Annotated in this window: 1 protein-coding gene; it reads left to right on the top strand. The window is 45.6% G+C overall.

Annotated elements, in window-relative coordinates; all coding sequences use genetic code 11:
- On the top strand, nt 1–1,509 hold a 1,509-nt coding region (locus tag KDK15_RS05895), incomplete at its 5' end, for a hypothetical protein (protein WP_257294437.1).
- Between the last annotated feature and the right edge of the window lie 200 nt (nt 1,510–1,709).

Here is a 1,709-nt window from a genome sequence, read left to right as displayed (position 1 = left end):
GAAACCTCGGGTGTACATGCATACGCCGGCATCGGAGGGGGGGTGGTTGAAGGAGTAACGGTTGCCAACACCACGGCGGTGGACAGCAAGGTCGAAACCTTGGGTGAACGTGGATACGCCGGTATCGGGGGAGGGCTGGTTTCCCATGGAGCAACGGTTGCCAACACCATAGCGGTGAACAGTACGGTCGAAACCTCGGGTAAATATGCATACGCCGGCATCACAGGAGGGGACGTTCATGATGGAGTAACGGTTACCAACACCACATCGGTGAATAGCTATGTCATCATGAAAAAGGATTTTGGACCTGAATCCAATAAGCAGCTTCTTTGCCAAAAAGCTGACCCACGCGTGTTAACAGCCAATTGCGCTTCGGGAACTGAATTTCTGGATGCGTTGGATTTTTCTTACGGTGATGTTTGCCCGGTAAATGCCGCTACAGCATCAACAGCCGCTACAGCGGTCATTACCACAGGTACCCTTGTGGCAGCGAGCGGGTTGGGGCTTGTCGGCTATTCAAGCTATCAATGGATTACCGGTTACCGGGAGGGGTTGCGTGGTCAGGAGCTGGCGATGAAACCCCTTACTCGTGGTAAAGAACTGGCTGGCGCTGCGGTCAACTCGGTATGGGGTTTATCAGAAGCGCTGAGGCATCCGTTGACTGTTCGCCAGGCTCAACAGCAACCAGCTGCTGAAGCACCAACTGAGACCAGAGCAACAACGCAAGCAATTGAAATAGCGGCACCCAATACCACTGTACACGACAGTGTTTATGAGGATGTTTCCCATCTGACTGCCAAGAGCAGCCCTACCGCTCCAGAACACGGCAATACTTATGAGAACGTCACCCAGCAGAATTCAAATTCACAGAGTATTCAGGGAACCAGAAAACGAATGAACCGGCAGAAAGTTCCAGCAGAACATAGAATACGTGAAATTATTCCAAAAATAGTGACCAAACTTGATAACACAATCATGAGCGCCTCTAAATTTGTAAAAAAAGAAGCAGAAGCATTGCAAGTTAAAAAAAATATATTGGAAAGTAATAGAAAAACACAAAAAACAGAAGATACAATCAAAAGCCTTGAAGCTCGAGAAACAAAATTTGCTGATTTTGAAAAACTACAAGAAGAATATAAAAATAATTGTCAAGAATTAATTTTCACGCTGAATCAATTTGAATCCAGTATCGAAATATATTTTGATGATGAAAAACCGATTCTGGAATCGGAATCTCCCGCACACCCAGAAGCATTCTTGGCTGTTTATAAAAAAGTAGAACCAACTGAGTCGAGCAAAGAGCTCCAAAGTCTCGATCCAACAGATACGAATACGAATGTTCAAGAATCAGTCACAGGAAGCTCTGATAAGAAAGAAGCCTATGATCCATTGGTTGATGCCGAAACAGACTGGCTGCTGCCCAAGGAGGAGAATAGAGAAGCCACTCGCAAAGAGACAAAAAAAGCCAGAAAAAATCATCCCCCCCCAAAAAAATACAAGGCGATATAACCCCGAAACAGCTTGACAGAGCAAAACAACCGAGCTTGTTGTATACACAGTCAGTAGCAAGCAATAAAACAGATCACATGGATGATCATGCTAAGGCCGTTGATAAAATGGATGGCAATAATCCATCGGTGAGTAGCCGTTATGCTGAAGTACATCAATATGATAATGACGCTAACAGTGCCTCAGGCATACATCAAGAA

It is taken from the genome of Endozoicomonas sp. YOMI1 (assembly GCF_024606345.1).
In the GTDB taxonomy this organism is placed as follows: Bacteria; Pseudomonadota; Gammaproteobacteria; order Pseudomonadales; family Endozoicomonadaceae; genus Endozoicomonas.
This window is presented reverse-complemented; position numbering and strand designations above follow the sequence as displayed.